Here is a 25042-nt window from a genome sequence, read left to right on the forward strand (position 1 = left end):
GAATGCAGCCCGTGACGCTCCGCGTCACATTCAAAAGCGGACGCAGAGCGTCCGGTGAGGCATTCCCACGCAGAGCGTGGGAACGATCAACGAGTCCCGTGGGAGCTCCACATGTTGAACACCCTTCTTCCAATTCTGTTGTTCGCTGCCCTGGGCCTGGCTGTCCTGGGCGCGTTGCGGCGGGTGGCTATGTGGCGCCAGGGCCGGGCTTCGAAAGTCGACCTGATCGGCGGCCTGTTCGCCATGCCCAAGCGTTACATGGTCGATTTGCACCACGTCGTCGCGCGGGACAAATACATTGCCAACACCCACGTCGCCACGGCGGGTGGTGCGGTGGCGTCCATTGTGCTGGCGATTCTGGTTCATGGTTTCGGCCTGCATAACCGCATCCTCGGTTATGCGCTGCTGTTGATGACGGCGGTGATGTTCGTCGGTGCGATCTTTGTGTTCCTGCGCCGTCGCAATCCGCCGGCCCGTTTGTCCAAAGGCCCGTGGATGCGCTTGCCGAAAAGCCTGATGGCGTTCTCGGCATCGTTCTTCCTGCTGACCCTGCCGGTTGCCGGCATCCTTCCGGAAAACTTCGGTGGTTGGGTGGTGGCTGCGATTCTCGGCGTCGGTGTGCTGTGGGGCGTTAGCGAACTGTTCTTCGGCATGACCTGGGGCGGGCCGATGAAGCATGCCTTCGCCGGTGCACTGCACCTGGCCTGGCACCGTCGCGCCGAACGTTTTGGCGGCGGTCGTTCCACCGGGTTGAAGCCACTGGATTTGAACGATCCCGACGCGCCGCTGGGCGTGGAAAAACCCAAGGATTTCACCTGGAACCAACTGCTCGGCTTCGACGCTTGCGTGCAGTGCGGTAAATGCGAAGCGGCGTGCCCGGCGTTCGCCGCCGGCCAGCCGCTGAACCCGAAAAAACTGATTCAGGACATGGTCGTTGGCCTGGCCGGTGGTACCGACGCCAAGTTCGCCGGCAGCCCGTATCCGGGCAAAGCCATTGGCGAGCACGCCGGCAATCCGCATCAACCGATCGTCAACGGTCTGGTGGACGCTGAAACCCTGTGGTCCTGCACCACCTGCCGTGCCTGCGTCGAGGAATGCCCGATGATGATCGAGCACGTCGACGCCATCGTCGACATGCGCCGCCATCTGACCTTGGAAAAAGGTGCGACCCCGAACAAGGGCGCCGAAGTCCTGGAAAACCTGATTGCCACCGACAACCCTGGCGGCTTTGCGCCGGGCGGGCGGATGAACTGGGCGGCGGACTTGAACCTGAACCTGCTCAGCGAGAAGAAATCCACCGACGTGCTGTTCTGGGTCGGCGACGGAGCCTTCGACATGCGCAACCAGCGCACCCTGCGTGCCTTCGTCAAAGTGCTGAAAGCGGCCAAGGTCGACTTCGCGGTGTTGGGGCTTGAAGAACGCGACAGCGGTGACGTGGCCCGGCGCTTGGGCGACGAAGCGACCTTCCAGCTGTTGGCCAAACGCAACATCCAGACCCTGGCCAAGTACAGCTTCAACCGCATCGTCACCTGCGACCCGCACAGCTTCCATGTGCTGAAAAACGAGTACGGCGCCTTCGACGGCAACTACCTCGTGCAGCACCACAGCACCTACATGGCCGAGATCATTGGCGAAGGTGCCCTGAACCTCGGCCAGCACAAAGGCAGCAGCGTGACCTATCACGACCCGTGCTACCTCGGCCGCTACAACGGCGAATACGAGGCGCCGCGTGAAGTACTGCGCGCACTCGGGATTGAAGTGAAAGAGATGCAACGCTCCGGTTTCCGCTCGCGCTGCTGCGGTGGCGGTGGTGGTGCACCGATCACCGACATTCCGGGCAAGCAGCGGATTCCCGACATGCGCATGGAAGACATCCGCGAAACCGGCGCCGAACTGGTGGCCGTGGGTTGTCCACAGTGCACCGCGATGCTTGAGGGCGTGGTCGAGCCACGGCCGTTGATCAAGGACATTGCCGAACTGGTAGCCGATGCATTGCTCGAAGACGCAGCGCCGGGAAAGCCTTCGGCACCGGCCAAACGTGAACCTGCGGAGGTGCATTGATGAGCGACATTATCCGCCGCGACCCACGCGCCGAATGGATCGCCCGCAACCGTCTGCATCCGCTGCACGCGGCCATGCAGCCGGCGCAACACAGCTGGATGGGGCCTAACGGCCTCATCCGCAAGAATCCTCACGGGATCGGTTTTATCGGTCCCAACGGCATCAAACGAATCGACCGCAGCGGCGCTCAGCAGGGCGGGGCGACCAAACGCTCGGCCGCCGTTGAAGTGCAATTGCCGCTGCATCAAGTGGCTGCGCCTGCGTTCTACATCAGCGTGGTGCCGGACATGGTCGGCGGTCGCTTGAGCAGCCACGACCGCGACTTGCTCGGCCTTGCTCATCAGTTGGCCGGCAAGGACGGCGCGGTATTGGCGGTGGTCTTTGGTGAGCACAAGGAAAACGCCTTCGCCACGGCTGGCGTTGACCGCTTGCTGGTACTGGAAGGCGACGAATTCAGCGGTTATGCACCGGAACAACGGGTCCAGGGCCTGCGGGCTGTGGATAACCAGTTCAGCCCACGCCATTGGTTGCTGCCAGACAGCCGCAGCGGTGGTGGTGAGTTGGGTCGACGCTTTGCTGCCGCATTGGGCGAACGCCCGGCCACGCGGGTCTGGCAGGTCAAGGATCAGGAATGCATCGGCCGCGCCGGTGCCGGTTTGCAAGACCTTGCGCGTCCCGTGGCTCGCTTGATTCTGGCCGCTGCCGAATGCGCAGAACCGGTCAGCGAAACCCGTCACGAAGCGTTGCCGGTGGAGTTATCCACAGCGGTCGCACGCAGCCTGTCGCGGATCGAAGACCTGGGCGCGGTGGCGGTGGACCCGGCGGCGATTCCGATGGCCGAAGCCGAGTTCATCTTCTCTGGCGGCAACGGGGTCAAGGACTGGGGACTTTTCCACAGGACGGCCGAGGCGTTGGGCGCGACCGAAGGTGCGTCACGAGTGGCGGTGGACGACGGCTTCATGGCCCGCGACCGTCAGGTCGGTGCGTCCGGCACCTGGGTCACGGCACGGGTTTACGTGGCGGTGGGCATTTCCGGGGCGATCCAGCACCTGCAAGGCATCGGTGCCTGCGACAAGGTGGTGGCGATCAACCTCGATCCGGGGTGCGACATGATCAAACGGGCCGACCTGTCGGTGATCGGTGAGAGCGCCGAGATTCTTCAAGCCTTGATCGATGCGGTAGAGGCTTACCGCAACGACGCCAAGCGCGATGCGGCTTAAGGGAAGGAAAGGGTTATGAGCACGAAAATCATCAGCCTGGTGTCCATCGGCGCCCACCCGACCTCCGGCCGGCCTCGTCGCGCCGAGCAGGATGCGCGGGCCGTTGAGCTGGGTCTGCAACTGGCTGGGGATAACCTGCAAGTGCTGCATGCTGGCGACGTCGCGGAGCCGGCACTGCGCGCGTATCTGGGCATGGGCCTGGAACAGTTGCATGTGCTGGAGCAACCGGTCGGCGCAGATGCACTGCCGGCGTTGACCGCTTATTTGCGTGACGCCGGGGCGCAAGTGGTGCTGACCGGCAGTCAGGCGGAAACCGGTGAAGGCTCAGGCATGTTGCCGTTCTTGCTGGCGGAAAGCCTCGGCTGGCCGCTGGTGGTGGGGTTGGCCCAGGTCGAATCCATCGACGGCGGCTCGGCGCTGGTGCTGCAGGCCTTGCCTCGCGGGCAGCGTCGTCGCTTGAAAGTACGCCTGCCGTTCCTGGCGACTGTGGATAACGCGGCGCCCAAGCCTCGGCAGAGCGCCTATGGTCCGGCACGTCGCGGGGTATTGCAGGCGGATGAAGTCGAGGTGATCGACGATGAACTGCTGGCGGTGGCCACGCTGCAACCGGCCAAGCCACGGCCCAAACGCTTGAAAGTGATCAAGGCCAAGAGCGGTGCAGACCGCATGAAAGCCGCGACGGCCAAGGCCAGTGGTGGAGGCGGGCAGGTGCTCAAGGGCGTGACCGCGCAGGCGGGCGCCGAAGCCATTCTCAAGTTGCTGATTGAAGAAGGCGTGGTTCGCTAACGGTCCTGTGGAGCCCGGTGAATGGCCGTTGAGTTTCGTTCGGCCCTGCGCGCGGATGCGCGGGAGATTGCTCGCTTGTTTCAGATTTCATCAGAAGGTGCGGCGGATTACATCTGGAGCCAACTGGCGCAGCCTGGCCCTGCATGAGGGCTGGCGCAATCAGGGGTTGGGCAAACAATTTCTCGCCTATGCCTACGACCGTTCCAACCGGTTGGCCTTAAGGCATGAACCCATGTGGGAGCGGGCTTGCTCGCGAAGGCTGACTGACATTCAACATCAATGTCGACTGACCCGCCGCTTTCGCGAGCAAGCCCGCTCCCACACGGGTTCAATGTCGATCACAGATTGTGTGCACACCAACAAACCACTGTGGTTACCCACAATCCCTGTTAGCGCTTCTGTGGATAACATGTTTGTCCCTCGCTACACCCCATGCCAATCAAGCCCTCCAGACCTCCGTACAAAAAACGATCAGTCTAACCCTCGGTTTTTTCGAGCTTTTTCCACAGAATGACTTCGCTCACAGGCCAATACTTGCCCCCAATCTCTGTTGGCGCTTCTGTGGATAAGATGTTCGCTGTCCGCTACAAGCCATATAAAACGTGGCTTTCAGTAGATTGATCAAATAATGTTCAATCGGGCCTGTTCCTTCACTAATGTCCCCGCAAACCCCGAATTCTTGTGGCTTTCAGCGGTTTTCCACAGAACCTGCAAAGTTGCCCCCAAAGTCTGTTGGTGCTTCTGTGGATAAGGTGTTCGCCATCCCTTGTACGCCACGTAGAACGTGGCCTATAAGCTTCTGGTCAAAAAACAGCCAGTGCATGGTTGAAACCCTGCTTCTGGATAAGTCACGGTTTTTCTTCGGTTTTTGTGAAGAAAATTGGCCCGTCATCCACAGTTGTCCCCATTAGCTGTGGGTGGAGATGTGGATAACTTGTTCGCTGAACCCTGCAAGCCACGGCCTGCATAGGCTGGAACGCGATAGATCAGATTTCATACAGTTCTAAGGCACTTCCTTGACTTCGATCTGACGCCTGTCTTCACTCTCATGCACAAGGACAACCGTCACTTATCCACATCTGGTTCAGGGAGAACGCGTGATGGATAGCCAGCCACATCGCTCGCAGCCACATTCGCACCCCAGCCCCTGCCTAACCTGTGTACCGACGCCCGCCACCTTGCTGCGTAAACGGATCCATCGTCGCGCCGCTAATCAGCGTGCTCGCCTATAGCGACCTTTATCCCATGCCATAACGCCGCTGCCATTGAGGCCCGACCGTGCCCGATGACCAGGTGTTCGTTCGTCTATCGATTGCAGGCAACCGCAGAGTTGCCCATCTGCCTGAGAGGAAATGACCCATGACACGGATCGCCACGCCCATCAGTGACATCAAGGAACATTACGACGTGATCGTTATCGGCTCCGGTTACGGCGGCGGGATCGCGGCGTCGCGCCTGTCCCGGGCCGGCAAGCGGGTGTGCCTGCTGGAGCGAGGCCGGGAAATCCAGCCCGGCGAATACCCCAACACGATGCTGGCGGCCACTGAAGAACTGCAAGTCCATGACCCGGACGGACACATCGGTTCGCGTACCGGGTTGTTCGACTTGCACGTCAACGCCCAGCAGAACGTGGTGGTCGGTTGCGGCCTGGGTGGCACGTCGCTGATCAACGCCAACGTTGCGCTGGAACCGGAGCCCGGCGTGTTCGACGATCCGCGCTGGCCGCTGGCGGTGCGCGAGCATCGGGATACCTTGCTCAAGGACGGTTACGCCCGGGCTCGGGAGATGCTCAAGCCCAATCCCTACCCAAAAACCTCGCCGGTGCTACCGAAACTGGAGGCCAACAAAAAGTCCGCCGACTACCTCAAGCAAGGCGCGCACTTCTACAAGCCGCCGATCAACGTGACCTTCGACAAACTGCCGAACAACCTCAACCATGTCGGCGTCGAGCAGCTACCGTGCAATCACTGTGGCGACTGCGTTTCAGGCTGTAACAACAAGGCCAAGAACACCACGCTGATGAATTACCTGCCGGATGCCTGGAACCACGGTGCGGAAATTTTCTGCCAGGCCGAGGTGCGGCACCTGGAGCGCGATGGCGAAGGCTGGATCGTGCACTTCCAATACCTGGACAGCGGCCGCGAGAAGTTTTCGGCGCCGACGCTGTTCGTCAAGGCGGACATTGTCGTGGTCTCGGCCGGCACTCTGGGCTCCACCGAAATCCTCCTGCGCTCTCGGGACAAAGGCCTGTCGACGTCCAATCAGCTCGGCGAAAACATGAGCGGCAACGGCGACATCCTCGGTTTTGGCCACAACTGCGATGAAACGATCAACGGCATCGGTTTCGGCGCCCATCCGGCCAATGAAATGAAACCGGTCGGCCCGTGCATCACTTCGATCATCGACATGCGCACCGAAGGCGACTGGCGCAGCCGCATGGTCATCGAGGAAGGCTCGATCCCCGGCGCGCTTGGCCGGCCCATGGTGCCGAGCATGGCCACGTTCGCCGGGTTGCTCGGCAAGCCCACCGATGACAGTTTCACCGGCAAGCTCAAGTACGCGGAGCGCGAAACCGAGAGCTTCCTGCGCGGCCCGTATCACGGCGCCCTGCACAACATGCAGACCTACCTGATCATGAGCCACGACGACGGCAAGGGGCGCATGGTGCTCGACAGCAAGGATCAGCTGCGCATCGACTGGCCGGGCGTTGGCGAGCAGGAAAACGTGAAGATCGGCAACGAACGCCTGCACCAGAGCACCAAGGCCTTGGGCGGGATATGGGTCGAGAACCCGATCTGGACCGAGCTGCTCAAGCACAGCATCGTTTCCGTTCACCCGCTGGGCGGTTGTGTGATGGGCGAGGATGCGGCGCAGGGCGTGGTCAACCACAAGGGCCAGGTGTTCAGTGGTGTCAGCGGCACCGATGTCTATGCCGGGTTGTACGTGACCGACGGCGCGGTGATTCCGACCTCCCTGGCGGTCAATCCGTTGCTGACCATCTCCGCCGTAAGTGAGCGCAACATGGGCCTGCTGGCCGCCGATCGCGGTTGGCATATCGATTACACGCTGCCCTCGGCACCGCGCAAAGCGGTGGCACCGCCGACCCTCGGCGTGCAGTTCACCGAAACCATGAAGGGCTATTTTTCCAAAGACTTCACCCAGCCTCAGGGCACCGATCTCAAACGCTACGAAGCGGCGGCCAAACGCGGCGAGTCGGACAACTCGCCGATCGAGTTCACCCTGACCATCACCGCCAACGACCTCAACCGCATGATCAAGGAGCCGGAACACGCCGCGACGCTGGTCGGCACTCTGGATGCGCCGGGCCTGTCGCCGGAGCCGCTGACCGCCAGCAATGGCGTGTTCAATCTGTTCGAGGAATATCAGGAACAGGTCGGCGTGCGGCACATGAACTACGACATGAAACTGACTGCCGAGGACGGCGGTGATTATTACTTCAGCGCGTTCAAGACCGTGCCCGAAGACAACGGCGTGCTGAACGTCTGGCACGACACCAGCACCCTCTACGTGACGTTGTATCGCGGGCCGGACAAGACCGGCGAGGTGATCGGCTCGGGGGTGATGCACATCCAACCGGCCGATTTCGCCAAGCAGATGACCACCATGAAGGTGCTCAACGCGCGCAACGAACGTGAGCGCATTGAAGGGCTGGCGCGGTTCGGCAAGTTCTTCGCCGGCATCTTGTGGGAGAGCTACGGCGGGGTGTTCGCCGGCGACATCTACTTCAACCCCGATGCGCCGCCCCGGCAGAAACGGCCGCTGGACGCGCCAACCCCGAGCGTGCAGTTCTTCCAGACCGAAGACGGCGTCCAACTGCGCCTGACCCGCTATCAGGGCGGAACCAAAGGGCCGGTGATGCTGGTCCACGGCCTGGGGGTGGGCTCGAATATTTTCTCCACCGACACCATCCAGACCAACCTGCTGGAGTACCTGTGCAAGCACGAGTACGACGTCTGGCTGCTGGATTTGCGGGTGAGCATTCTGTTGCCCGCGAGCAAGAAGGAATGGAACGGCGACCAGATTGCCAAGTATGACTTCAAGGCCGCCATCGAGCAGATCCAGCAGGCAACCAAGGCCGCGGACGTGCAATGCGTGGTGCATTGCTACGGCGCGACGACCTTCTTCATGTCGCTGCTGGCCGGGTTGCAGGGCGTGCGTTCGGTGGTCTGTTCGCAAATTGCCGCAGACACGGTGGTCGCCACGGCTACAGGGCTCAAGGCCGGTCTGCATTTGCCGGGGATGCTCGACGCCATCGGCATCAGATCCCTCACCGCGTATGCCGACAACAAGGAGAGCTGGTTCAACAAACTCTACGACAAGGCCCTCAACGTCTACGCCCGCATCGAGGCCCAGGGCTACTGCACCAACCCGGTGTGCCATCGCATCACCTTCATGTACGCGTCGCTGTACCGCCACGACACGCTCAACGAGACCCTGCACGACAACCTGCACGAACTGTTCGGCGAGTCGAACATGCAGACCTTCGAGCACCTGGCGCTGATCCTGCGCAAAGGTCATCTGGTGGACTTCAAGGGGCAGGACGTCTACATGCCGCACTTCGACCGGCTGACCATGCCGATCTGCTTTATCAGTGGCGAAGACAACCAGTGCTACCTGCCGGAAAGCACGCTCAAGACCTATGAGCGCGTGTGCAAAGCCCACGGGCCGGAGCGCTACAGCCGGCATGTGGTACCGGGTTACGGGCATATCGACTGCATGTTCGGCAAAAATGCAGTGGTCGATGTGTACCCGATCATCCTGCAACACCTGGAGAAAACGGCCCTCGGCTAGCATTGCTGGTGGCTGGAAATTTGTCACACAACCTGTAGGAGCGAGCCTGCTCGCGAAAGCGATGTATCAGGCGACGGCAATGTTGATTGTGCCGCCGCCTTCGCGAGCAGGCTCGCTCCCACAGGGGCGGTGTTCCGGAATAAAAGGAAAGGGATGCTATGGACAGTTACATCCGCTGGTTTCAACGCTTCATCTGGATAGGCATCGTGATGAACATGGTTTTCGCGATTCCGGCGCTGTTCGCGCCGGCATTGCTGACCTCGATGCTCGGGATGCCGCCGCAGCTCTCCGATCCTTGGCTGGAGAACGCCGGCATGTTGCTGGTGGGGATCAGCCTGTTTTACATGCCGTCAGGCTTCAACGCACCCAAATACGTCGTGCATTCGTGGCTGTGCGTGTTGTCGCGATTGGTCGCCGTGGCGTTCTGGATCTACCTGATCAACACCAGCAACCAGGCCCAGGTGTTCGTGCCGATGCTGCTGGGCGATCTGAGCATGTTCCTGATCCTCGGGATTCTGCTGTACCTGGGCAGCGCTCCGGCCAATCGGCCTTTCGCGCTGCTTCGCGATGGCTGGCGTGAGTGGTGCGCAGCGTGGGCGCGACGCTGGCGGCGACATAGCTTCAAGGTCGCCACGCTGGTCGTGGTGCTGGCGCTGGGGTTTATCGGCTACGAAACCTGGTACCAGATGCTGCGAGTGGTGCCAGCCGAGCAATACGCTTCCGACGAAGACCACTACAAGTACGCCGCTATCGGCTTGGGCATCGAAGCGCGGATTCCCTATTACCTGTTCGCCGTGTTGCCGCAGATGTGCCCGGAGAAACTGCCGAAGCCCGGCGGCTACGAAGTGTTCGGTTTCCTCTACGAGAACGGCAAGGACCTGCCGATCGGCATGGCCAAGCGGCAGATCGGCTACCCCACCGTGGAGCCCAACTGCGCCTTGTGCCACACCGGCTCCTACCGCGCCAATGCCAGCGACGTTGCTACTCCGGTGGCCTCTGCGCCGGCCAATACCCTGCAACTGCAGGCCTTCCAGTGGTTCGCCTACGATTGTGCGAGCGACCCGAAATTCACCACCGACGCGGTGATGACGGCGATCAACAGCAAGTTTCAGCTCGGGTTCTTCGAGCGCCTGTATAACCGCTACCTGATCATCCCGATGGCCACCAGCGCGCTGATCAAGCAGAAACAGGCCTATGCCTGGCAGCAACTGCGCGCACCGCAAGGGCCGGGGCGCACCGACACCTTCAACCCGACGAAAATGGTGGTGTTCGGCTTCCCGGATGACTCGACCATCGGCACCGTCGATTTGCCGCAAGTCTGGAACCAGAAGCCTCGGGAGTCGCTGTACCTGCACTGGGACGGCAACAACAACGACATCCATGAGCGCAACTACGCGGCGGCCATGGCCGTGGGCGCGACACCGGAGTCGGTGCTGCCGGACAGTTTCAACCGGGTGACCAATTGGCTGCTTGGGCACAAGGCACCGGCCTGGCCGTTCGCGCTGGACCAGACCAAAGTCGCCCGGGGCAAACCGGTCTGGGAAAACAACTGCGCCGGTTGCCATGATTTCGGCCGCACCGACACCGGTCAGGTCACCACCAACATTGATGTACTGGGCACCGATCCCCATCGGCTGAACTCGTTCACCAGCGGTTTAGTCACGGCTTTCCATGGCTTCAAGAAAGCGCCGTTCGACTTTGGCGCCTATCGCAAGACCCAGAGCTACAGCAACACGCCCACCGATGGCATCTGGTTGCGCGCGCCGTACTTGCACAACGGTTCGGTGCCGACCCTGTGGGATTTGCTGCAACCACCGGAAAAGAGGCCGCAGGTGTTCTTCACCGGCTCCGACATTTACGACCAGGACAAGGTCGGCTTCGTCACCAGTGGCCAGCAGATGAAAGCCTCGGCGGACTTCAAATACGACACGCGTCTGGAGGGCAACCACAACGGTGGCCACCTGTACGGCACGCAACTGTCGGAACTCGATAAGCGGGCGCTCATCGAGTTCATGAAAACCCTGTGATTCCACTACGGATGGAGGAAAGCGACATGTCATTAGTCAGCCATTTGGAACACGAGTACGACAAGGTCAAGCTACGCGTGCACGGCTTGTTCACCCGTCTGGAAATGGCCTGGAAGAAGCTCGTCAGCGAGCTTGAACCGGAGGAGTTCGAAGCCATCGTCGCGCTGTTGCAACGGGGGCACGATCAGGCGCAATACGTGCTCAAGCACGGCGATATGCCAGACGATCAACCGAGTGTGCCGTGGGAGTTGTCCCACGGACTGTCGATCCTGCACATCGGCAACGCCAGCCCCTTGCCGCAATCGGCAGATGAACTGCAAACCCGAGTGCTCAAGGACGGCAGCCTGCTCGGTTGTCGCAAATGGGAGCTGCTGGATCTGCTGTGGAGCGAGGCGCTGCTCAAGTGGATCGAAAACCTGCGGCATCACGCGCCGTTCGGTACCAACCCGGCGCTGATGCGCATGGACAGTGACGTGACCCTGGCCATTGCCGGCGACTGGGGCACCGGCCCGTTCGACAGCCATGCCCCGGCGGTGGCGGTGGCCAACCAGATGCAGCTGGCCGAGGCCGACTTCACCATTCACTTGGGGGATGTGTATTACGCCGGCACCCGCTCCCAGGAAGACGTCGACATGGTCGGCTGGCCCATGGGCAAGCACGGCTCGTTCACCCTCAACTCCAACCACGAGATGTACAGCGGCGCCCATGGCTACTTCAAGGAACTGGACAAGCGTTTTCCGACGCAGCAGGGCACCAGCTATTTTGCGCTGTACAACGATGACTGGCTGGTGATCGGACTCGACACGGCTTATGCCTCGGATGCGATCAACCTGTACATGGACGGTGCGCTGAACAAGCAGCAGATCGACTGGATGAAAGACCTGCCTCAGCGCAAGAAGATCATGGTGCTCAGCCATCACCAGGGCTTCGACATTTCCGGGCACAACAAGACGGCGCTGTATCAACCGGTGTGCGATGCCTTGGGCCGTGAGCCGGATTATTGGTATTGGGGGCATTTGCACAATGGCATCTGCTACGCCGCTCAAGGCGGGTTGCATGCGCGTTGCGCCGGGCACGGGGCGATTCCCTACGGCAACGCCAGCGAGCTGAACGGGCATTCGGGGGTGCTGTGGTCGGAAACGCAAAATGCGCGGGATGAGGCGTACCCGGATCGGGTGTTGAACGGTTATGTGAAAGTGCGGCTGGTGGGGGAGAACATCGAAGAGACGTTTATTGGCGAGGATGGCAGTGTGAGGTGGGCCTCAGCCCAATGATCGTTCCCACGCTCTGCGTGGGAATGCAGCCCGGGACGCTCCGCGTCCCAAGAGCCGAACGCGGAGCGTCCGTTGAGGCATTCCCACGCGGAGCGTGGGAACGATCAAACGATCAAGCTTTTATTGCGCCGCGACACCCTTGAGGTAGGCTGGAGCTTCCGCCCCAAGGTTGTTCAGCAACCGCTCGCTGTACCAATCCACGAAGTTCACCACACCAAACTCATAGGTCTTGGAGTAAGGTCCAGGCTGGTAAGCCGTGGAGTTGATCCCGCGCTGGTTCTCTTCGGCCAGGCGACGGTCCTGGTCGTTGGTGGCATCCCAGACCTGGCGCATGCGCTCCACGTCGTAGTCCACGCCTTCGACCGCGTCCTTGTGCACGATCCACTTGGTGGTGACCATGGTTTCCTGAGCACTGATCGGCCACACGGTGAACACGATGATGTGGTCGCCCATGCAGTGGTTCCACGAGTGCGGCAGGTGCAGGATGCGCATCGAGCCCAGGTCCGGGTTCTTGATGCGGCCCATCAGTTTGGCGCAGCCCTGTTTGCCGTCCATGGTCATCGACACGGTGCCCTTGAGCAGCGGCATGCGCACGATGCGGTTACGCAGGCCGAAACTGGCGTGGGCGTAAGGGATTTTCTCGGCTTCCCAGGCAGCGGCCGAGGCGGCTACGTGATCCTTGAAGGCCTGGTCGGCACGCGGGTCGGTGACGTCGTCCCATTCCAGCAGGGTTTTCAGCAGTTCCGGGTGCGACGCGTTGCAGTGGTAGCACTCGCGGTTGTTTTCCAGCACCAGTTTCCAGTTGGCCTTTTCCATCAAGGTGGTTTGCACCGCCACCTTGGTGTTCTCCATGTCGTACGGTTCCATGTAATGGCTGAGCGTCGACAGGAAGTCATCGATGGCCGGCGGGTTCTCCGACAGGCTGATGAAGATGTAACCGCCGGCGGTCTTCACGTTCACCGGTTTGAGGCCGTACTGCTTCATGTCGAAGTCGGCGCCCATTTCAGTGCCGGCGAACAGCAGGCGACCGTCCAGCTCGTAAGTCCACTGGTGGTAGTGGCAGACCAGTTTGGCGACTTTGCCTTTTTCACTGGTGCACAACCGTGAACCGCGGTGGCGGCAGACGTTGTGGAACGCATGCACCACGCCGTCGGCGCCGCGAATCACGATAATCGGGTTCTTGCCGACTTGCAGGGTCAGGTAGTTGCCCTTGGTCGGGATCTCGCAGGTCATGCCGGCGATCAACCACTCTTTCTGGAAGATTTCCTGCATGTCGATATCAAACAGCCGCTCGTCAGAGTAAAACGGCTGCGGCAGCGAGAAAGTGCGCTCGCGCTCTTGCAGCATCTGCGCGGTGGCCTTGCGTGCGGGTTCCAGTGGATCGCCCAGGCTCAGTGTAGTGGTGACGTCCATCGTGTGTTTCCTCAAGGCCATCTGCGTGGCCGCGAAAGTGGCTGATCAGGTTTGCTACGCAAGGTGTAAAGATTGTGTCTTGGTATGGGGCGAGTGTGGGGCCGGCGCTCGCCAGAACCTTATCCATGGGCGACATGGCCCAATCTGTTCCCGACGCGCAACCCCCGGTAATTGGGGGCTGGTCGCGATAAGTATGTGAATGTCGCAGATAGGTAAATGGAGGGGCTGCGCTATACGCAGAATCGCCAACATGAAGGCCGGTAGTCGGCCGTGGAGATCAGCATGTCCAACAGCTTCCTGAACCCGGTAACCACCCAGACCTGGGCCAATGGTCGACACATAGTCCGTTGCGTCAAAGTCATCCAGGAAACCTGGGATGTGCGCACCTTCTGCTTTATGGCCGACCAGCCGATCCTGTTCTTCTTCAAACCCGGGCAGTTCGTCACCCTGGAGCTGGAAATCGACGGCGTGCCGATCATGCGCTCCTACACCATTTCCAGTTCGCCGTCGGTGCCGTACAGCTTTTCGGTGACCATCAAGCGCGTGCCGGGGGGCAAGGTCTCCAACTGGCTGCACGACACCCTGCACGAAGGCCAGGAGCTGGCAGTGCACGGGCCGGTCGGGCTGTTCAACGCCATGGACTTCACCGCGCCGAAAGTACTCTACCTCAGCGGTGGTGTCGGCATCACGCCGTGCATGTCCATGGCGCGCTGGTTCTATGACACCAACGGCAACGTCGACATGGTGTTTATCCACAGCGCCCGTTCACCCAAAGACATCATTTACCACCGCGAGCTGGAACACATGGCGTCGCGGATCGATAACTTCAGCCTGCACCTGATCTGCGAGAAGCATGGTCTGGGCGAACCGTGGGCCGGTTATCGCGGTTACCTGAATCACAAGATGCTCGAACTGATGGCGCCGGACTTCCTCGACCGTGAAGTCTTCTGCTGCGGCCCGACCCCGTACATGAACGCGGTCAAGCGCATGCTCGAGGCGGCGGGTTTCGACATGAAGCGTTATCACGAAGAATCCTTCGGCGCGACGCCGCCGGAAGCCCGTGCCGACGCGGTGGAGCAAGCCGAACAAGCAGCGGACGCGCCGGAAGTCGACGCGGCGGATCTGCACCAGGTGGAATTCACCGCCTCCGGCAAGAGCATTCGCGTCGCGCCGGGCGAAACCGTCCATGCGGCGGCAGCCAAGCTGGGTCTGCTGATTCCGAAAGCCTGCGGGATGGGGATCTGCGGGACGTGCAAGGTGATGAAGCTGGGGGGCGAGGTCGAAATGGACCACAACGGCGGGATTACCGAGGAAGACGAAGCCGAAGGGTTCATCCTGTCGTGCTGCAGCGTGCCGAAGGGTGACGTTCGCATCGAATTTTGAACCTGTGGGAGCGGGCTTGCTCGCGAAGACGGCGGCACAGTCAACATTGATGTTGCCTGACACACCGCTTTCGCGAGCAAGCCCGCTCCCACGATGGTAGGTATTTCAGTCCACAAACAAGTCTGGCATCAGCTTGTCTTGGGTGCCGGGCTCAAAGCGGTAATGATCGAACTCGGTCACGCCATGCTCCCGCAGAATCTCCTCATCAATCAGCAAGCGCCCGGTAATGCTGCGGCCACTGCTATCCAGAATTGCGTAAGCGGCGTCGGCCATTATCGCCGGCGAACGTGCATGCTTGAACGACTCGCGCGACCCCAGCTGAAACTCGATGGCGGCCGTGGCGATCATGGTCTGCGGCCATAGGGAGTTGACGCTGATGCCGTAAGCGGCGAATTCCTCGCTCATGCCCAGGGTGAGCATGCTCATGCCGTACTTGGTCACCGTGTAGGGGCTGTACTGGGCGAACCATTTGGTAGCCAGGTTCAGCGGCGGTGACAGGTTGAGGATGTGGCCGGCGGTTTTTTTCAGATAGGGCAGGGCGGCCTGGCTGCACAGCAGCACGGCGCGGGTGTTGATCTGGTGCATCAGGTCGAAGCGCTTGAGTTCGATGTGTTGCACCCCGGTCAGCTTGATCGCCCCGGCATTGTTGACCAACGCATCGATGGCGCCGAAATGCTCGCTGGCGTCGACCATGGCCTGGCGCACGGCCATTTCATCACGCACATCCACCTGCAAGGCCAGCGCCTTGCCGCCCGCGGCTTCGACTTCCGCCGCCACGCTGAAGATGGTGCCGGGCAGTTTGGGGTGGGGGGCGGCGCTTTTAGCGGCAATCACGATGTTGGCCCCGTCCTTTGCTGCCCGCAGCGCAATCTCACGACCGATCCCGCGACTGGCGCCGGTGATGAACAGGGTTTTGCCTTTCAATGACATGCGTACGCTCCCGATTGTTGTTATCTGAGCGGATCGATAACGGCTCGCCAGTCAATGTAGACCAAAAGACACTTGTTCCTCGCACTCACTGCGATCGTTTCCACGCGGCGTGGGAACGATCGGGAGGAGAGTGCCGTGCGCTTCAGGACCAACGCTGAATCTCGATTAATCCCTCCATTCCTGCATAAGTCCTCGCACTGGAATAGCGCCAGTGTTCCGGCAAATCCACGTATCCTCGCTTCACCGGGTTGAAATGGATGTAATCCAGCTTTTGGCGCATCACGGCTTCGCTATAAACCTGTTCCGCATGCGAACCTTCCTGCCACAGCTGATAAACCCGATCCTGCTTATGTGCCCGTTTGCTGAAACGCAGTCTTTGCAATGCGCGTTCGGCACCTTTGCTTTGCAGATCATCGATGATCTGACGCGCGGTGAAGGATTTGAACTGGCGGAGGCATTTGCTCAGGTCTGGAGCCTCGGCAACGAAATGCAGATGGTTTTCCAGGACGACGTAACCATACAGCTTTAGATCTTGGTGGGTTTGTTGATAGCGCCAGCAATTGAGCAAGTGATCGACAATGTAGGGACGGATAAACAGCGGCAGCCATTCCATGAGAGTGCAGGTCAAGAAATGGGGTTTATCGGGCTCGGTGATGGTGTAGCGGCTTCGGCCCATGGATGCATTCCTTTGCGAGGGAATGACTAGCGTGAGCGGGGTGATGTAGTGGGGCTAGCGGACAGCGCCGCAGAGAGAGTGGGAAATTGCGACGCGCCTCTAATGATCGTTCCCACGCTCTGCGTGGGAATGCAGCCCGTGACGCTCTGCGTCACAACGGTGCTCGGCATTGCATCGGCGGTGAGGCAGGAACGCGAAGCGTCCCGAGAGGCATTCCCACGCAGAGCGTGGGAACGATCAGCCTGGAGGGGGCTTCAGGCTGCCATCACTTCCCGAATATCCGTCGCCAATTCGCGCACGCGTTCTTCTTCGGTGTCCCACGAGCACATGAACCGTGCGCCGCCGTTGCCGATGAAGGTGTAGAAGCGCCAGCCCTTGGCGGTCAGCGCGGCGATGGCCGGTTCCGACAGTTGCAGGAACACGCCGTTGGCCTGCACCGGGAACATCAGTTCCACGCCTGGAATGTCGCTCACCAGTTCGGCCAGCAGCTGCGCGCAGTGGTTGGCGTGGCGGGCGTATTTGAGCCAGGCGTCGTTTTCCAGAATCCCGACCCACGGCGCCGAAAGGAAGCGCATCTTCGACGCCAGTTGCCCGGCCTGTTTGCAGCGGTAATCGAAGTCTTCGGCCAGTTTGTGGTTGAAGAACAGAATCGCTTCGCCCACCGCCATGCCGTTTTTCGTGCCGCCGAAGCACAACACGTCGACGCCGGCCTTCCAGGTCAGGTCGGCTGGTGAGCAGCCAAGAAATGCGCAAGCGTTGGAGAACCGCGCGCCGTCCATGTGCAGGTTCAGGCCCAGTTCTTTGCAGGTGGCGCTGATGGCGCGGATTTCTTCCGGGGTGTACACGCTGCCGACTTCGGTGGCCTGGGTCAGGGTCACGACGCGTGGTTTCGGGTAGTGGATGTCCTGGCGTTTGAGGGCGATTTCGCGGATCGATTCCGGCGTCAGCTTGCCGTTTTCGGTGCGGGCGATGAGCAGCTTGGAACCGTTGGAGAAAAACTCCGGCGCGCCGCATTCGTCGGTTTCGACGTGGGCGGTTTCCGAACAGATCACGCTGTGGTAACTCTGGCACAGCGACGACAGGGCCAACGAGTTGGCCGCAGTGCCGTTGAAGGCGAAGAACACTTCGCAGTCGGTTTCGAACAGTTTGCGGAATTGATCGGCCGCGCGTGCGGTCCATTCATCGTCGCCGTATGCGCGCTGGTGGCCGTGGTTGGCCTGTTCCATGGCAGCCCAGGCTTCAGGGCAGATACCGGAATAGTTGTCGCTGGCGAATTGTTGGCTCTTATCGGTCATGGCCGGCTTCCGTGGTCGAAACTCTTATGGTGAAGAGCTTCGTGGTCAATGATGGTGCGCACTCTACCGAAGATCGTCCGGGGAGCACACGGGATGAGTCTGTCAGAAAAAATACAAACGCCTCGGGCAATTATGCACATGACTCAACGGGATGGTGCACTGGATCTGCTCAAGTGGCTGGGGCTGCTGAGCATGGTGCTCGATCACCTGCGATATGTCGGGTACTCCATCGATCTACTGTATGTGCCGGGCAGATTGGCGTTTCCATGGTTTTGCCTGGCGATGGCGGCAAACCTGTCGCGTGCCCGCGTAGTCATGACCGACGGCCAGTGGCGCTACCTCGGTTGGTTGCTGTTGTTTAGTGCTCTGAGCGAAATCCCCTACCGGATGTACATTCCTGACTCCGACACCTTAAACGTGTTGCCCACGCTGGCTCTGGGGTTGTTGGTGGCCCGTGGCTGGCAGTACGGAAGGCTGCAATCGCGACTGTTGGCGGTCGGTGCCTTGATGCTGGCGGCACTGTTCCAGGAGCGACTGATGTTCGGTTTCTTCGGTGTGCTGTTGCCACTGTCGATGTTGCTGGTGATCCACCGGCCCTGGTATTTCAGCCTGTTGCCGGGGCTGGTCTGCCTGGCGGCCAATCAATGGCAGGTGCTGTATGCCGCTGCCCGGTTCGGCAGCGGTGCGGCGATCCTCGGTATTGCCGCGTGTCTGATTGCGCCGTTGCTGGGGCTGCTGCTATTGCGACACGCCCAAGGCATCCGGCCACTGCCGATGCGCCGTTGGGCTTACACGCTCTATCCCGCGCATTTCCTCGTGCTTCTGACCTTACGCCCACTCATCGCTTGACTCCTGACCTTCTACAGGGGCGCGCAAACCCTGTGGGAGCGGGCTTGCCCGCGATGGCGGCATCACATCCAGCATGATGTCAGCTGACCCACCGCTATCGCGGGCAAGCCCGCTCCCACAAGGGATCCATTCTGATTTGAAGATTGTGTCCGGTCAGGCTTTTCGGCTCATGTCGTAAACGCACCTTTGCGTGGCGTCCATAGGCATTTGACCTGTCTGCGCCGGTCATACCATCGCATCCAAAGGGCACTGCCGTAATGCCAGTGCCTTACCGAGACGAATGGCGCATAGATGCCGCTGGGAGAGACGCGATGTTCAGCAAGCAAGACCAGATCAAGGGTTACGACGATGCACTGCTGGCGGCGATGAATGCCGAGGAGCAACGCCAGGAAGATCACATCGAGCTGATCGCGTCAGAGAACTACACCAGCAAACGCGTCATGGAAGCGCAAGGCAGCGGCCTGACCAACAAGTACGCCGAAGGCTATCCGGGCAAGCGCTACTACGGTGGCTGCGAGCACGTCGACAAGGTTGAAGCCCTGGCCATCGAGCGCGCCAAGCAACTGTTCGGCGCCGACTACGCCAACGTGCAGCCGCACTCCGGTTCCTCGGCCAACAGCGCCGTGTACCTGGCCCTGCTGCAAGCCGGCGACACCATTCTCGGCATGAGCCTGGCCCACGGTGGTCACCTGACCCACGGCGCTAAAGTGTCGTCCTCGGGCAAGCTGTACAACGCCGTGCAGTACGGCATCGACACCAAAACCGGGTTGATCGATTACGACGAAGTCGAGCGCCTGGCCGTCGAGTGCAAGCCGAAAATGATCGTCGCCGGGTTCTCGGCCTACTCCAAGACCCTCGACTTCCCACGTTTCCGCCAGATCGCCGACAAGGTCGGTGCGCTGCTGTTCGTCGACATGGCTCACGTCGCAGGTCTGGTCGCTGCCGGCCTGTACCCGAACCCGCTGCCTTACGCCGACGTGGTGACCACCACCACCCACAAGACCCTGCGCGGTCCGCGTGGCGGCCTGATCCTGGCCAAGGCCAACGAAGAAATCGAGAAGAAGCTCAACGCCGCGGTGTTCCCGGGTGCCCAGGGCGGCCCGCTGATGCACGTCATCGCCGGTAAAGCAGTGTGCTTCAAGGAAGCACTGGAGCCTGGCTTCAAGGCCTACCAGCAACAAGTGATCGACAACGCCCAGGCCATGGCCGGCGTATTTATCAAACGCGGCTACGATGTAGTGTCCGGCGGCACCGATAACCACCTGTTCCTGGTCAGCCTGATCCGTCAGGGCCTCACCGGCAAAGAGGCGGACGCAGCACTCGGTCGCGCCCACATCACCGTGAACAAGAACGCTGTCCCGAACGATCCACAGTCGCCGTTCGTGACCTCCGGCCTGCGTATCGGCACCCCGGCGGTGACGACTCGCGGCTTCAAGGTCACCCAGTGCGTCACGCTGGCCGGCTGGATCTGCGACATCCTCGACAACCTCGGCGATGCCGATGTCGAGGCCAATGTCGCGCAGCAAGTGGCAGCCCTGTGCGCGGACTTCCCGGTTTATCGCTGAGCGCGGTTTTGGAGTAAATGACTATGCAACGCTATTCGGGCTTCGGCCTCTTCAAACACTCCCTCAGCCATCACGAAAACTGGCAGAAGATGTGGCGCACGCCGACCCCGAAAAAGGTCTATGACGTGGTCATCGTCGGCGGTGGCGGGCATGGTCTGGCGACCGCCTACTACCTGGCCAAGGAACACGGCATCACCAACGTGGCCGTGGTCGAGAAAGGCTGGCTGGGCGGCGGTAACACCGCGCGCAACACCACTATCGTCCGCTCCAACTACCTGTGGGACGAGTCGGCGCACCTGTACGAACACGCGATGAAATTGTGGGAAGGCCTGTCCCAGGACCTGAACTACAACGTGATGTTCTCCCAGCGTGGCGTTTACAACTTGTGCCACACGCTTCAAGACATTCGTGATTCCGAGCGTCGGGTCAGCGCCAACCGCCTCAACGGCGTGGACGGCGAACTGCTCGATGCCAAACAAGTGGCTGACGAGATTCCGTACCTCGACTGCTCGAAGAACACTCGCTACCCGGTGATGGGCGCCACCGTCCAGCGTCGCGGCGGCGTGGCCCGTCACGATGCCGTGGCATGGGGCTTTGCCCGTGCCGCCGACGCCTTGGGCGTGGACCTGATTCAACAGACCGAAGTGATCGGTTTCCGCAAGGAAAACGGCGTGTGCATCGGCGTTGAAACCAACAAGGGCTTCATCGGCGCCAAGCGCGTCGGCGTGGTCACCGCCGGTAACTCCGGGCACATGGCCAAACTCGCCGGTTTCCGTCTGCCGATCGAATCGCACCCGCTGCAAGCGCTGGTGTCCGAGCCGATCAAGCCGATTATCGACAGCGTGATCATGTCCAACGCCGTACACGGTTACATCAGCCAGTCCGACAAGGGCGACCTGGTGATCGGCGCCGGTATCGACGGCTACAACGGCTACGGCCAGCGTGGTTCGTACCCGGTGATCGAGCACACCATCCAGGCCATCGTCGAGATGTTCCCGGTGCTGTCCCGCGTACGCATGAACCGTCAGTGGGGCGGCATCGTCGACACCACGCCGGATGCTTGCCCGATCATCTCGAAAACCCCGGTACCGAACATGTTCTTCAACTGCGGTTGGGGCACCGGTGGCTTCAAGGCTACACCTGGCTCGGGCAACGTGTTTGCCGCCAGCCTGGCCAAGGGTGAAATGCACCCATTGGCCGCACCTTTCTCCATCGACCGCTTCCACAGCGGTGCGTTGATCGACGAACACGGCGCTGCGGCAGTCGCCCACTAACAGGAGAAATCCCTATGTTGCATATCTTCTGTCCTCACTGTGGCGAACTGCGCTCCGAAGAGGAATTCCATGCATCCGGCCAGGCGCACATCCCGCGTCCACTGGATCCGAACAGCTGCACCGACGAGGAGTGGGGCGACTACATGTTCTTCCGCGATAACCCTCGCGGTCTGCACCACGAACTGTGGGATCACGTCGCCGGTTGCCGTCAGTACTTCAACGCCACCCGCGACACCGTGACCTACGAGATTCTCGAAACCTACAAGATCGGCGCCAAGCCGCAGTTCACCGACAAGACCGACAGCCCGAAAGCGGCCGCCACGGCTCTGGGAGAGAAGGTATGAGCCAGATCAATCGCCTGTCCAACGGCGGACGCATCGACCGTAACAAAGTGCTGAGCTTCACCTTTAACGGCCAGGTCTACAAAGGCTTCGAAGGCGATTCCCTGGCTGCCGCCTTGCTGGCCAACGGTGTCGACATCATCGGCCGCAGCTTCAAGTACTCGCGCCCGCGCGGCATCTTCGCCGCCGGTGCCGAAGAGCCGAATGCTGTGCTGCAGATCGGCGCGACCGAAGCCACGCAGATCCCGAACGTGCGCGCCACGCAACAAGCGCTGTACCAAGGCCTGGTCGCCACCAGCACCAACGGCTGGCCGAGCGTGAACAATGACATGATGGGGATTCTCGGCAAGGTTGGCGGCAAGCTGATGCCACCGGGTTTCTACTACAAAACCTTCATGTACCCGCAATCGTTCTGGATGACCTACGAGAAGTACATTCGTAAGGCTGCCGGCCTTGGCCGCTCGCCGACCGAGAACGATCCGGACACCTACGACTACATGAACCAGCACTGCGACGTGCTGATCGTCGGCGCTGGCCCTGCGGGTCTGGCGGCTGCACTGGCGGCTGCCCGTAGCGGTGCGCGTGTGATTCTGGCCGATGAGCAGGAAGAGTTCGGCGGCAGCCTGCTCGATTCCCGCGAAAGCCTCGACGGCAAACCCGCTACCGAGTGGGTCGCCAGCGTCATCGCCGAGCTGAAAAACACCCCGGACGTGCTGCTGTTGCCGCGCGCTACCGTCAACGGTTACCACGACCATAACTTCCTGACCATTCACGAGCGCCTCACCGATCACCTCGGCGACCGCGCCCCGATCGGCCAGGTGCGTCAGCGCATCCACCGGGTTCGCGCCAAGCGTGTGGTGCTGGCGACCGGTACTCACGAGCGTCCACTGGTTTACGGCAACAACGACGTGCCGGGCAACATGCTCGCCGGCGCTGTGTCGACTTATGTTCGTCGTTACGGCGTGGCACCGGGCAAGAAACTGGTGCTGTCGACCAACAACGACCACGCTTACCGCGTAGCGCTGGATTGGCTCGATGCCAGCCTGCAAGTCGTCGCCATCGCCGATGCCCGCAGCAACCCGCGTGGTGCACTGGTGGAAGAGGCCCGCGCCAAAGGCATCCGCATCCTGACCGGCAGCGCCGTGATCGAAGCCCGTGGTAGCAAACACGTCACCGCCGCTCGCGTTGCCGCGATTGATGTAAAAGCACACACCGTGACCAGCCCGGGCGAATGGCTCGATTGCGATCTGGTCGCCAGTTCCGGCGGCTACAGCCCGGTGGTTCACCTGGCATCGCACCTGGGTGGCAAGCCGATCTGGCGTGAAGACATCCTCGGTTTCGTACCGGGCGAAGCACCGCAAAAACGCGTGTGCGTCGGTGGCATCAACGGCGTCTACGGCCTCGGCGATTCGCTGGCCGACGGTTTTGAAGGCGGTGCTCGCGCCGCTAGCGAAGCCGGTTTCAGCAAGGTCGAAGGCGTATTGCCGAAAGCCTTGAGCCGTCTGGAAGAGCCGACGCTGGCGCTGTTCCAGGTGCCTCACGAAAAAGCCACCGCACGGGCGCCGAAGCAATTCGTCGACCTGCAAAACGACGTCACCGCTGCCGCCATCGAACTGGCGACCCGCGAAGGCTTCGAGTCGGTCGAGCACGTCAAGCGCTACACCGCGCTGGGCTTCGGCACCGATCAGGGCAAGCTCGGCAACGTCAACGGTCTGGCCATCGCCGCCCGTTCGCTGAACGTGACCATCCCACAGATGGGCACCACCATGTTCCGCCCGAACTACACGCCGGTGACCTTCGGCGCCGTGGCCGGTCGTCACTGTGGGCACATCTTCGAGCCGGTTCGTTTCACCGCGCTGCATCACTGGCACGTGAAGAACGGCGCCGAATTCGAAGACGTCGGTCAGTGGAAGCGTCCTTGGTACTTCCCGAAAAACGGTGAAGACCTGCATACCGCCGTGAAGCGCGAATGCAAAGCCGTGCGCGACAGCGTCGGCCTGCTGGACGCTTCGACCCTGGGCAAGATCGATATCCAGGGCCCGGACTCCCGTGAGTTCCTCAACCGCATCTACACCAACGCCTGGACCAAGCTCGACGTGGGCAAGGCCCGCTACGGCCTGATGTGCAAAGAAGACGGCATGGTGTTCGACGACGGCGTAACCGCCTGCCTCGCCGACAACCACTTCGTGATGACCACCACCACCGGCGGCGCCGCACGCGTACTGCAGTGGCTGGAAATCTACCATCAGACTGAATGGCCAGACCTGAAGGTGTACTTCACTTCCGTGACGGATCACTGGGCAACCATGACCCTGTCCGGGCCGAACAGCCGCAAGCTGCTCAGCGAAGTCACCGACGTCGATCTGGCCAATGAAGCTTTCCCGTTCATGACCTGGAAAGAAGCTCTGGTCGGTGGCGTACCGGCGCGGATATTCCGGATTTCGTTTACCGGTGAGCTGTCGTACGAAGTCAACGTGCAGGCCGACTACGCCATGGGCGTACTCGAGAAAATCGTCGAGGCCGGCAAGCAGTACAACCTGACTCCGTACGGCACTGAAACCATGCACGTACTGCGGGCCGAGAAGGGCTTCATCATCGTCGGTCAGGACACTGACAGCTCGATGACTCCGGACGACCTGAACATGGGCTGGTGTGTCGGTCGCACCAAACCGTTCTCGTGGATCGGCTGGCGTGGAATGAACCGCGAAGACTGCGTGCGTGATCAGCGCAAACAGCTGGTTGGTCTGAAGCCGATCGATCCGACCAAATGGCTGCCGGAAGGTGCGCAACTGGTGTTCAACACCAAGCAAACCATCCCGATGACCATGGTCGGTCACGTGACTTCCAGCTACCTGCACAACTCCCTCGGCTATTCGTTTGCCATGGGTGTGGTCAAGGGCGGCCTGAAACGCATGGGTGAGCGGGTGTTCGCACCGCTGGCCGACGGCAGCGTGATCGAGGCGGAAATCGTTTCTTCGGTGTTCTTCGATCCGAAAGGCGATCGCCAGAACGTGTAAGTCGATCGTTCCCACGCTCTGCTGATCGTTCCCACGCTCAGCGTGGGAATGCATCCCGGGACGCTCCGCGTCCCTCTTTAACAGCCGGACGCAGAGCGTCCATGGCGGCATTCCCACGC

16 protein-coding genes and 1 pseudogene are annotated in these 25042 nt (G+C 61.0%); 13 read left to right on the forward strand and 4 right to left on the reverse strand.

The window, feature by feature from the left end; all coding sequences use genetic code 11:
- Window positions 1-111 precede the first annotated feature (111 nt).
- From dgcB to QMK51_RS02570, 7 genes and pseudogenes are all read left to right on the forward strand, one after another.
- On the forward strand, window positions 112-2061 hold the full coding sequence (gene dgcB, locus QMK51_RS02540; RefSeq protein ID WP_320393085.1) for a dimethylglycine demethylation protein DgcB: 1950 nt from the start codon (window positions 112-114) through the stop codon (window positions 2059-2061).
- Entirely contained in the window at window positions 2061-3281 is a 1221-nt protein-coding gene (locus tag QMK51_RS02545; protein ID WP_258698729.1) for an electron transfer flavoprotein subunit alpha/FixB family protein, read from the forward strand. Before dgcB ends, QMK51_RS02545 begins: the two co-directional genes overlap by 1 nt.
- 15 nt (window positions 3282-3296) lie before the next feature.
- Window positions 3297-4067: an electron transfer flavoprotein subunit beta gene (locus QMK51_RS02550; RefSeq protein ID WP_320393086.1), complete on the forward strand. Its 771-nt coding sequence runs from the start codon at window positions 3297-3299 to the stop codon at window positions 4065-4067.
- Window positions 4068-4088: 21 nt separating this feature from the next.
- A pseudogene (locus QMK51_RS02555) lies at window positions 4089-4287 on the forward strand (GNAT family N-acetyltransferase); the annotation flags it as partial.
- 1139 nt (window positions 4288-5426) lie between these two features.
- Window positions 5427-8879, forward strand: a complete 3453-nt coding sequence (locus QMK51_RS02560) for an alpha/beta fold hydrolase (RefSeq protein ID WP_320393087.1) — start codon at window positions 5427-5429, stop codon at window positions 8877-8879.
- Window positions 8880-9037: 158 nt separating this feature from the next.
- Window positions 9038-10906: a hypothetical protein gene (locus QMK51_RS02565; RefSeq protein WP_320393088.1), complete on the forward strand. Its 1869-nt coding sequence runs from the start codon at window positions 9038-9040 to the stop codon at window positions 10904-10906.
- 26 nt (window positions 10907-10932) lie between these two features.
- Complete coding sequence (locus QMK51_RS02570; RefSeq protein WP_320393089.1) at window positions 10933-12180, forward strand: metallophosphoesterase; 1248 nt, start codon at window positions 10933-10935, stop codon at window positions 12178-12180.
- 120 nt (window positions 12181-12300) lie between these two features.
- On the opposite strand, the gene gbcA is transcribed toward QMK51_RS02570, so the two are convergent.
- A complete protein-coding gene (gbcA, locus tag QMK51_RS02575; protein WP_258698734.1) occupies window positions 12301-13593 on the reverse strand; it encodes a glycine-betaine demethylase subunit GbcA in 1293 nt (430 codons plus the stop codon).
- A gap of 282 nt (window positions 13594-13875) precedes the next feature.
- Here gbcA and gbcB point away from each other — a divergent pair, with 282 nt between their 5' ends.
- The gene (gbcB, locus tag QMK51_RS02580; RefSeq protein WP_320393090.1) at window positions 13876-14976 is read left to right on the forward strand and encodes a glycine-betaine demethylase subunit GbcB; all 1101 of its coding nucleotides are present in this window, start codon (window positions 13876-13878) and stop codon (window positions 14974-14976) included.
- Between the two features lie 105 nt (window positions 14977-15081).
- On the opposite strand, the gene QMK51_RS02585 is transcribed toward gbcB, so the two are convergent.
- From QMK51_RS02585 to QMK51_RS02595, 3 genes are all read right to left on the reverse strand, one after another.
- Window positions 15082-15906 carry an NAD(P)-dependent oxidoreductase gene (locus tag QMK51_RS02585; RefSeq protein WP_320393091.1) on the reverse strand — a complete coding sequence of 275 codons (825 nt, stop codon included), beginning with the start codon at window positions 15904-15906 and terminating at the stop codon, window positions 15082-15084.
- Window positions 15907-16048: 142 nt separating this feature from the next.
- The gene (locus QMK51_RS02590; protein ID WP_320393092.1) at window positions 16049-16582 is read right to left on the reverse strand and encodes an REP-associated tyrosine transposase; all 534 of its coding nucleotides are present in this window, start codon (window positions 16580-16582) and stop codon (window positions 16049-16051) included.
- Window positions 16583-16836: 254 nt separating this feature from the next.
- Window positions 16837-17877, reverse strand: coding sequence for a low specificity L-threonine aldolase (locus QMK51_RS02595; protein ID WP_258698738.1), 1041 nt, complete (start codon window positions 17875-17877; stop codon window positions 16837-16839).
- A 132-nt stretch (window positions 17878-18009) separates the two neighbouring features.
- Here QMK51_RS02595 and QMK51_RS02600 point away from each other — a divergent pair, with 132 nt between their 5' ends.
- The 5 genes from QMK51_RS02600 to QMK51_RS02620 all read left to right on the forward strand — a co-directional run bounded on the left by QMK51_RS02600 (window position 18010) and on the right by QMK51_RS02620 (window position 24923).
- Entirely contained in the window at window positions 18010-18726 is a 717-nt protein-coding gene (locus QMK51_RS02600) for a TraX family protein (RefSeq protein ID WP_320394472.1), read from the forward strand.
- 311 nt (window positions 18727-19037) lie between these two features.
- A complete protein-coding gene (gene glyA, locus QMK51_RS02605) occupies window positions 19038-20291 on the forward strand; it encodes a serine hydroxymethyltransferase (protein WP_223485487.1) in 1254 nt (417 codons plus the stop codon).
- A 23-nt stretch (window positions 20292-20314) separates the two neighbouring features.
- Window positions 20315-21565: a sarcosine oxidase subunit beta gene (locus QMK51_RS02610; protein WP_007907561.1), complete on the forward strand. Its 1251-nt coding sequence runs from the start codon at window positions 20315-20317 to the stop codon at window positions 21563-21565.
- 14 nt (window positions 21566-21579) lie between these two features.
- Window positions 21580-21909 carry a sarcosine oxidase subunit delta gene (locus tag QMK51_RS02615; RefSeq protein ID WP_033053963.1) on the forward strand — a complete coding sequence of 110 codons (330 nt, stop codon included), beginning with the start codon at window positions 21580-21582 and terminating at the stop codon, window positions 21907-21909.
- Window positions 21906-24923, forward strand: coding sequence for a sarcosine oxidase subunit alpha (locus tag QMK51_RS02620; RefSeq protein WP_320393093.1), 3018 nt, complete (start codon window positions 21906-21908; stop codon window positions 24921-24923). The genes QMK51_RS02615 and QMK51_RS02620 overlap by 4 nt, the downstream gene beginning before the upstream one ends.
- Window positions 24924-25042: the final 119 nt, after the last annotated feature.

This window comes from Pseudomonas sp. P9_31 (assembly GCF_034008235.1).
Classification (GTDB): domain Bacteria; phylum Pseudomonadota; class Gammaproteobacteria; order Pseudomonadales; family Pseudomonadaceae; genus Aquipseudomonas.

What these genes read in the sequence shown, in the direction of transcription:
- dgcB (WP_320393085.1), top strand. Translation starts at nt 112, where the DNA reads ATGTTGAACACCCTTCTTCCAATTCTGTTGTTCGCTGCCCTGGGCCTG.
- QMK51_RS02545 (WP_258698729.1), top strand. Translation starts at nt 2,061, where the DNA reads ATGAGCGACATTATCCGCCGCGACCCACGCGCCGAATGGATCGCCCGC.
- QMK51_RS02550 (WP_320393086.1), top strand. Translation starts at nt 3,297, where the DNA reads ATGAGCACGAAAATCATCAGCCTGGTGTCCATCGGCGCCCACCCGACC.
- QMK51_RS02560 (WP_320393087.1), top strand. Translation starts at nt 5,427, where the DNA reads ATGACACGGATCGCCACGCCCATCAGTGACATCAAGGAACATTACGAC.
- QMK51_RS02565 (WP_320393088.1), top strand. Translation starts at nt 9,038, where the DNA reads ATGGACAGTTACATCCGCTGGTTTCAACGCTTCATCTGGATAGGCATC.
- QMK51_RS02570 (WP_320393089.1), top strand. Translation starts at nt 10,933, where the DNA reads ATGTCATTAGTCAGCCATTTGGAACACGAGTACGACAAGGTCAAGCTA.
- gbcA (WP_258698734.1), bottom strand. Translation starts at nt 13,593, where the DNA reads ATGGACGTCACCACTACACTGAGCCTGGGCGATCCACTGGAACCCGCA.
- gbcB (WP_320393090.1), top strand. Translation starts at nt 13,876, where the DNA reads ATGTCCAACAGCTTCCTGAACCCGGTAACCACCCAGACCTGGGCCAAT.
- QMK51_RS02585 (WP_320393091.1), bottom strand. Translation starts at nt 15,906, where the DNA reads ATGTCATTGAAAGGCAAAACCCTGTTCATCACCGGCGCCAGTCGCGGG.
- QMK51_RS02590 (WP_320393092.1), bottom strand. Translation starts at nt 16,582, where the DNA reads ATGGGCCGAAGCCGCTACACCATCACCGAGCCCGATAAACCCCATTTC.
- QMK51_RS02595 (WP_258698738.1), bottom strand. Translation starts at nt 17,877, where the DNA reads ATGACCGATAAGAGCCAACAATTCGCCAGCGACAACTATTCCGGTATC.
- QMK51_RS02600 (WP_320394472.1), top strand. Translation starts at nt 18,010, where the DNA reads ATGCACATGACTCAACGGGATGGTGCACTGGATCTGCTCAAGTGGCTG.
- glyA (WP_223485487.1), top strand. Translation starts at nt 19,038, where the DNA reads ATGTTCAGCAAGCAAGACCAGATCAAGGGTTACGACGATGCACTGCTG.
- QMK51_RS02610 (WP_007907561.1), top strand. Translation starts at nt 20,315, where the DNA reads ATGCAACGCTATTCGGGCTTCGGCCTCTTCAAACACTCCCTCAGCCAT.
- QMK51_RS02615 (WP_033053963.1), top strand. Translation starts at nt 21,580, where the DNA reads ATGTTGCATATCTTCTGTCCTCACTGTGGCGAACTGCGCTCCGAAGAG.
- QMK51_RS02620 (WP_320393093.1), top strand. Translation starts at nt 21,906, where the DNA reads ATGAGCCAGATCAATCGCCTGTCCAACGGCGGACGCATCGACCGTAAC.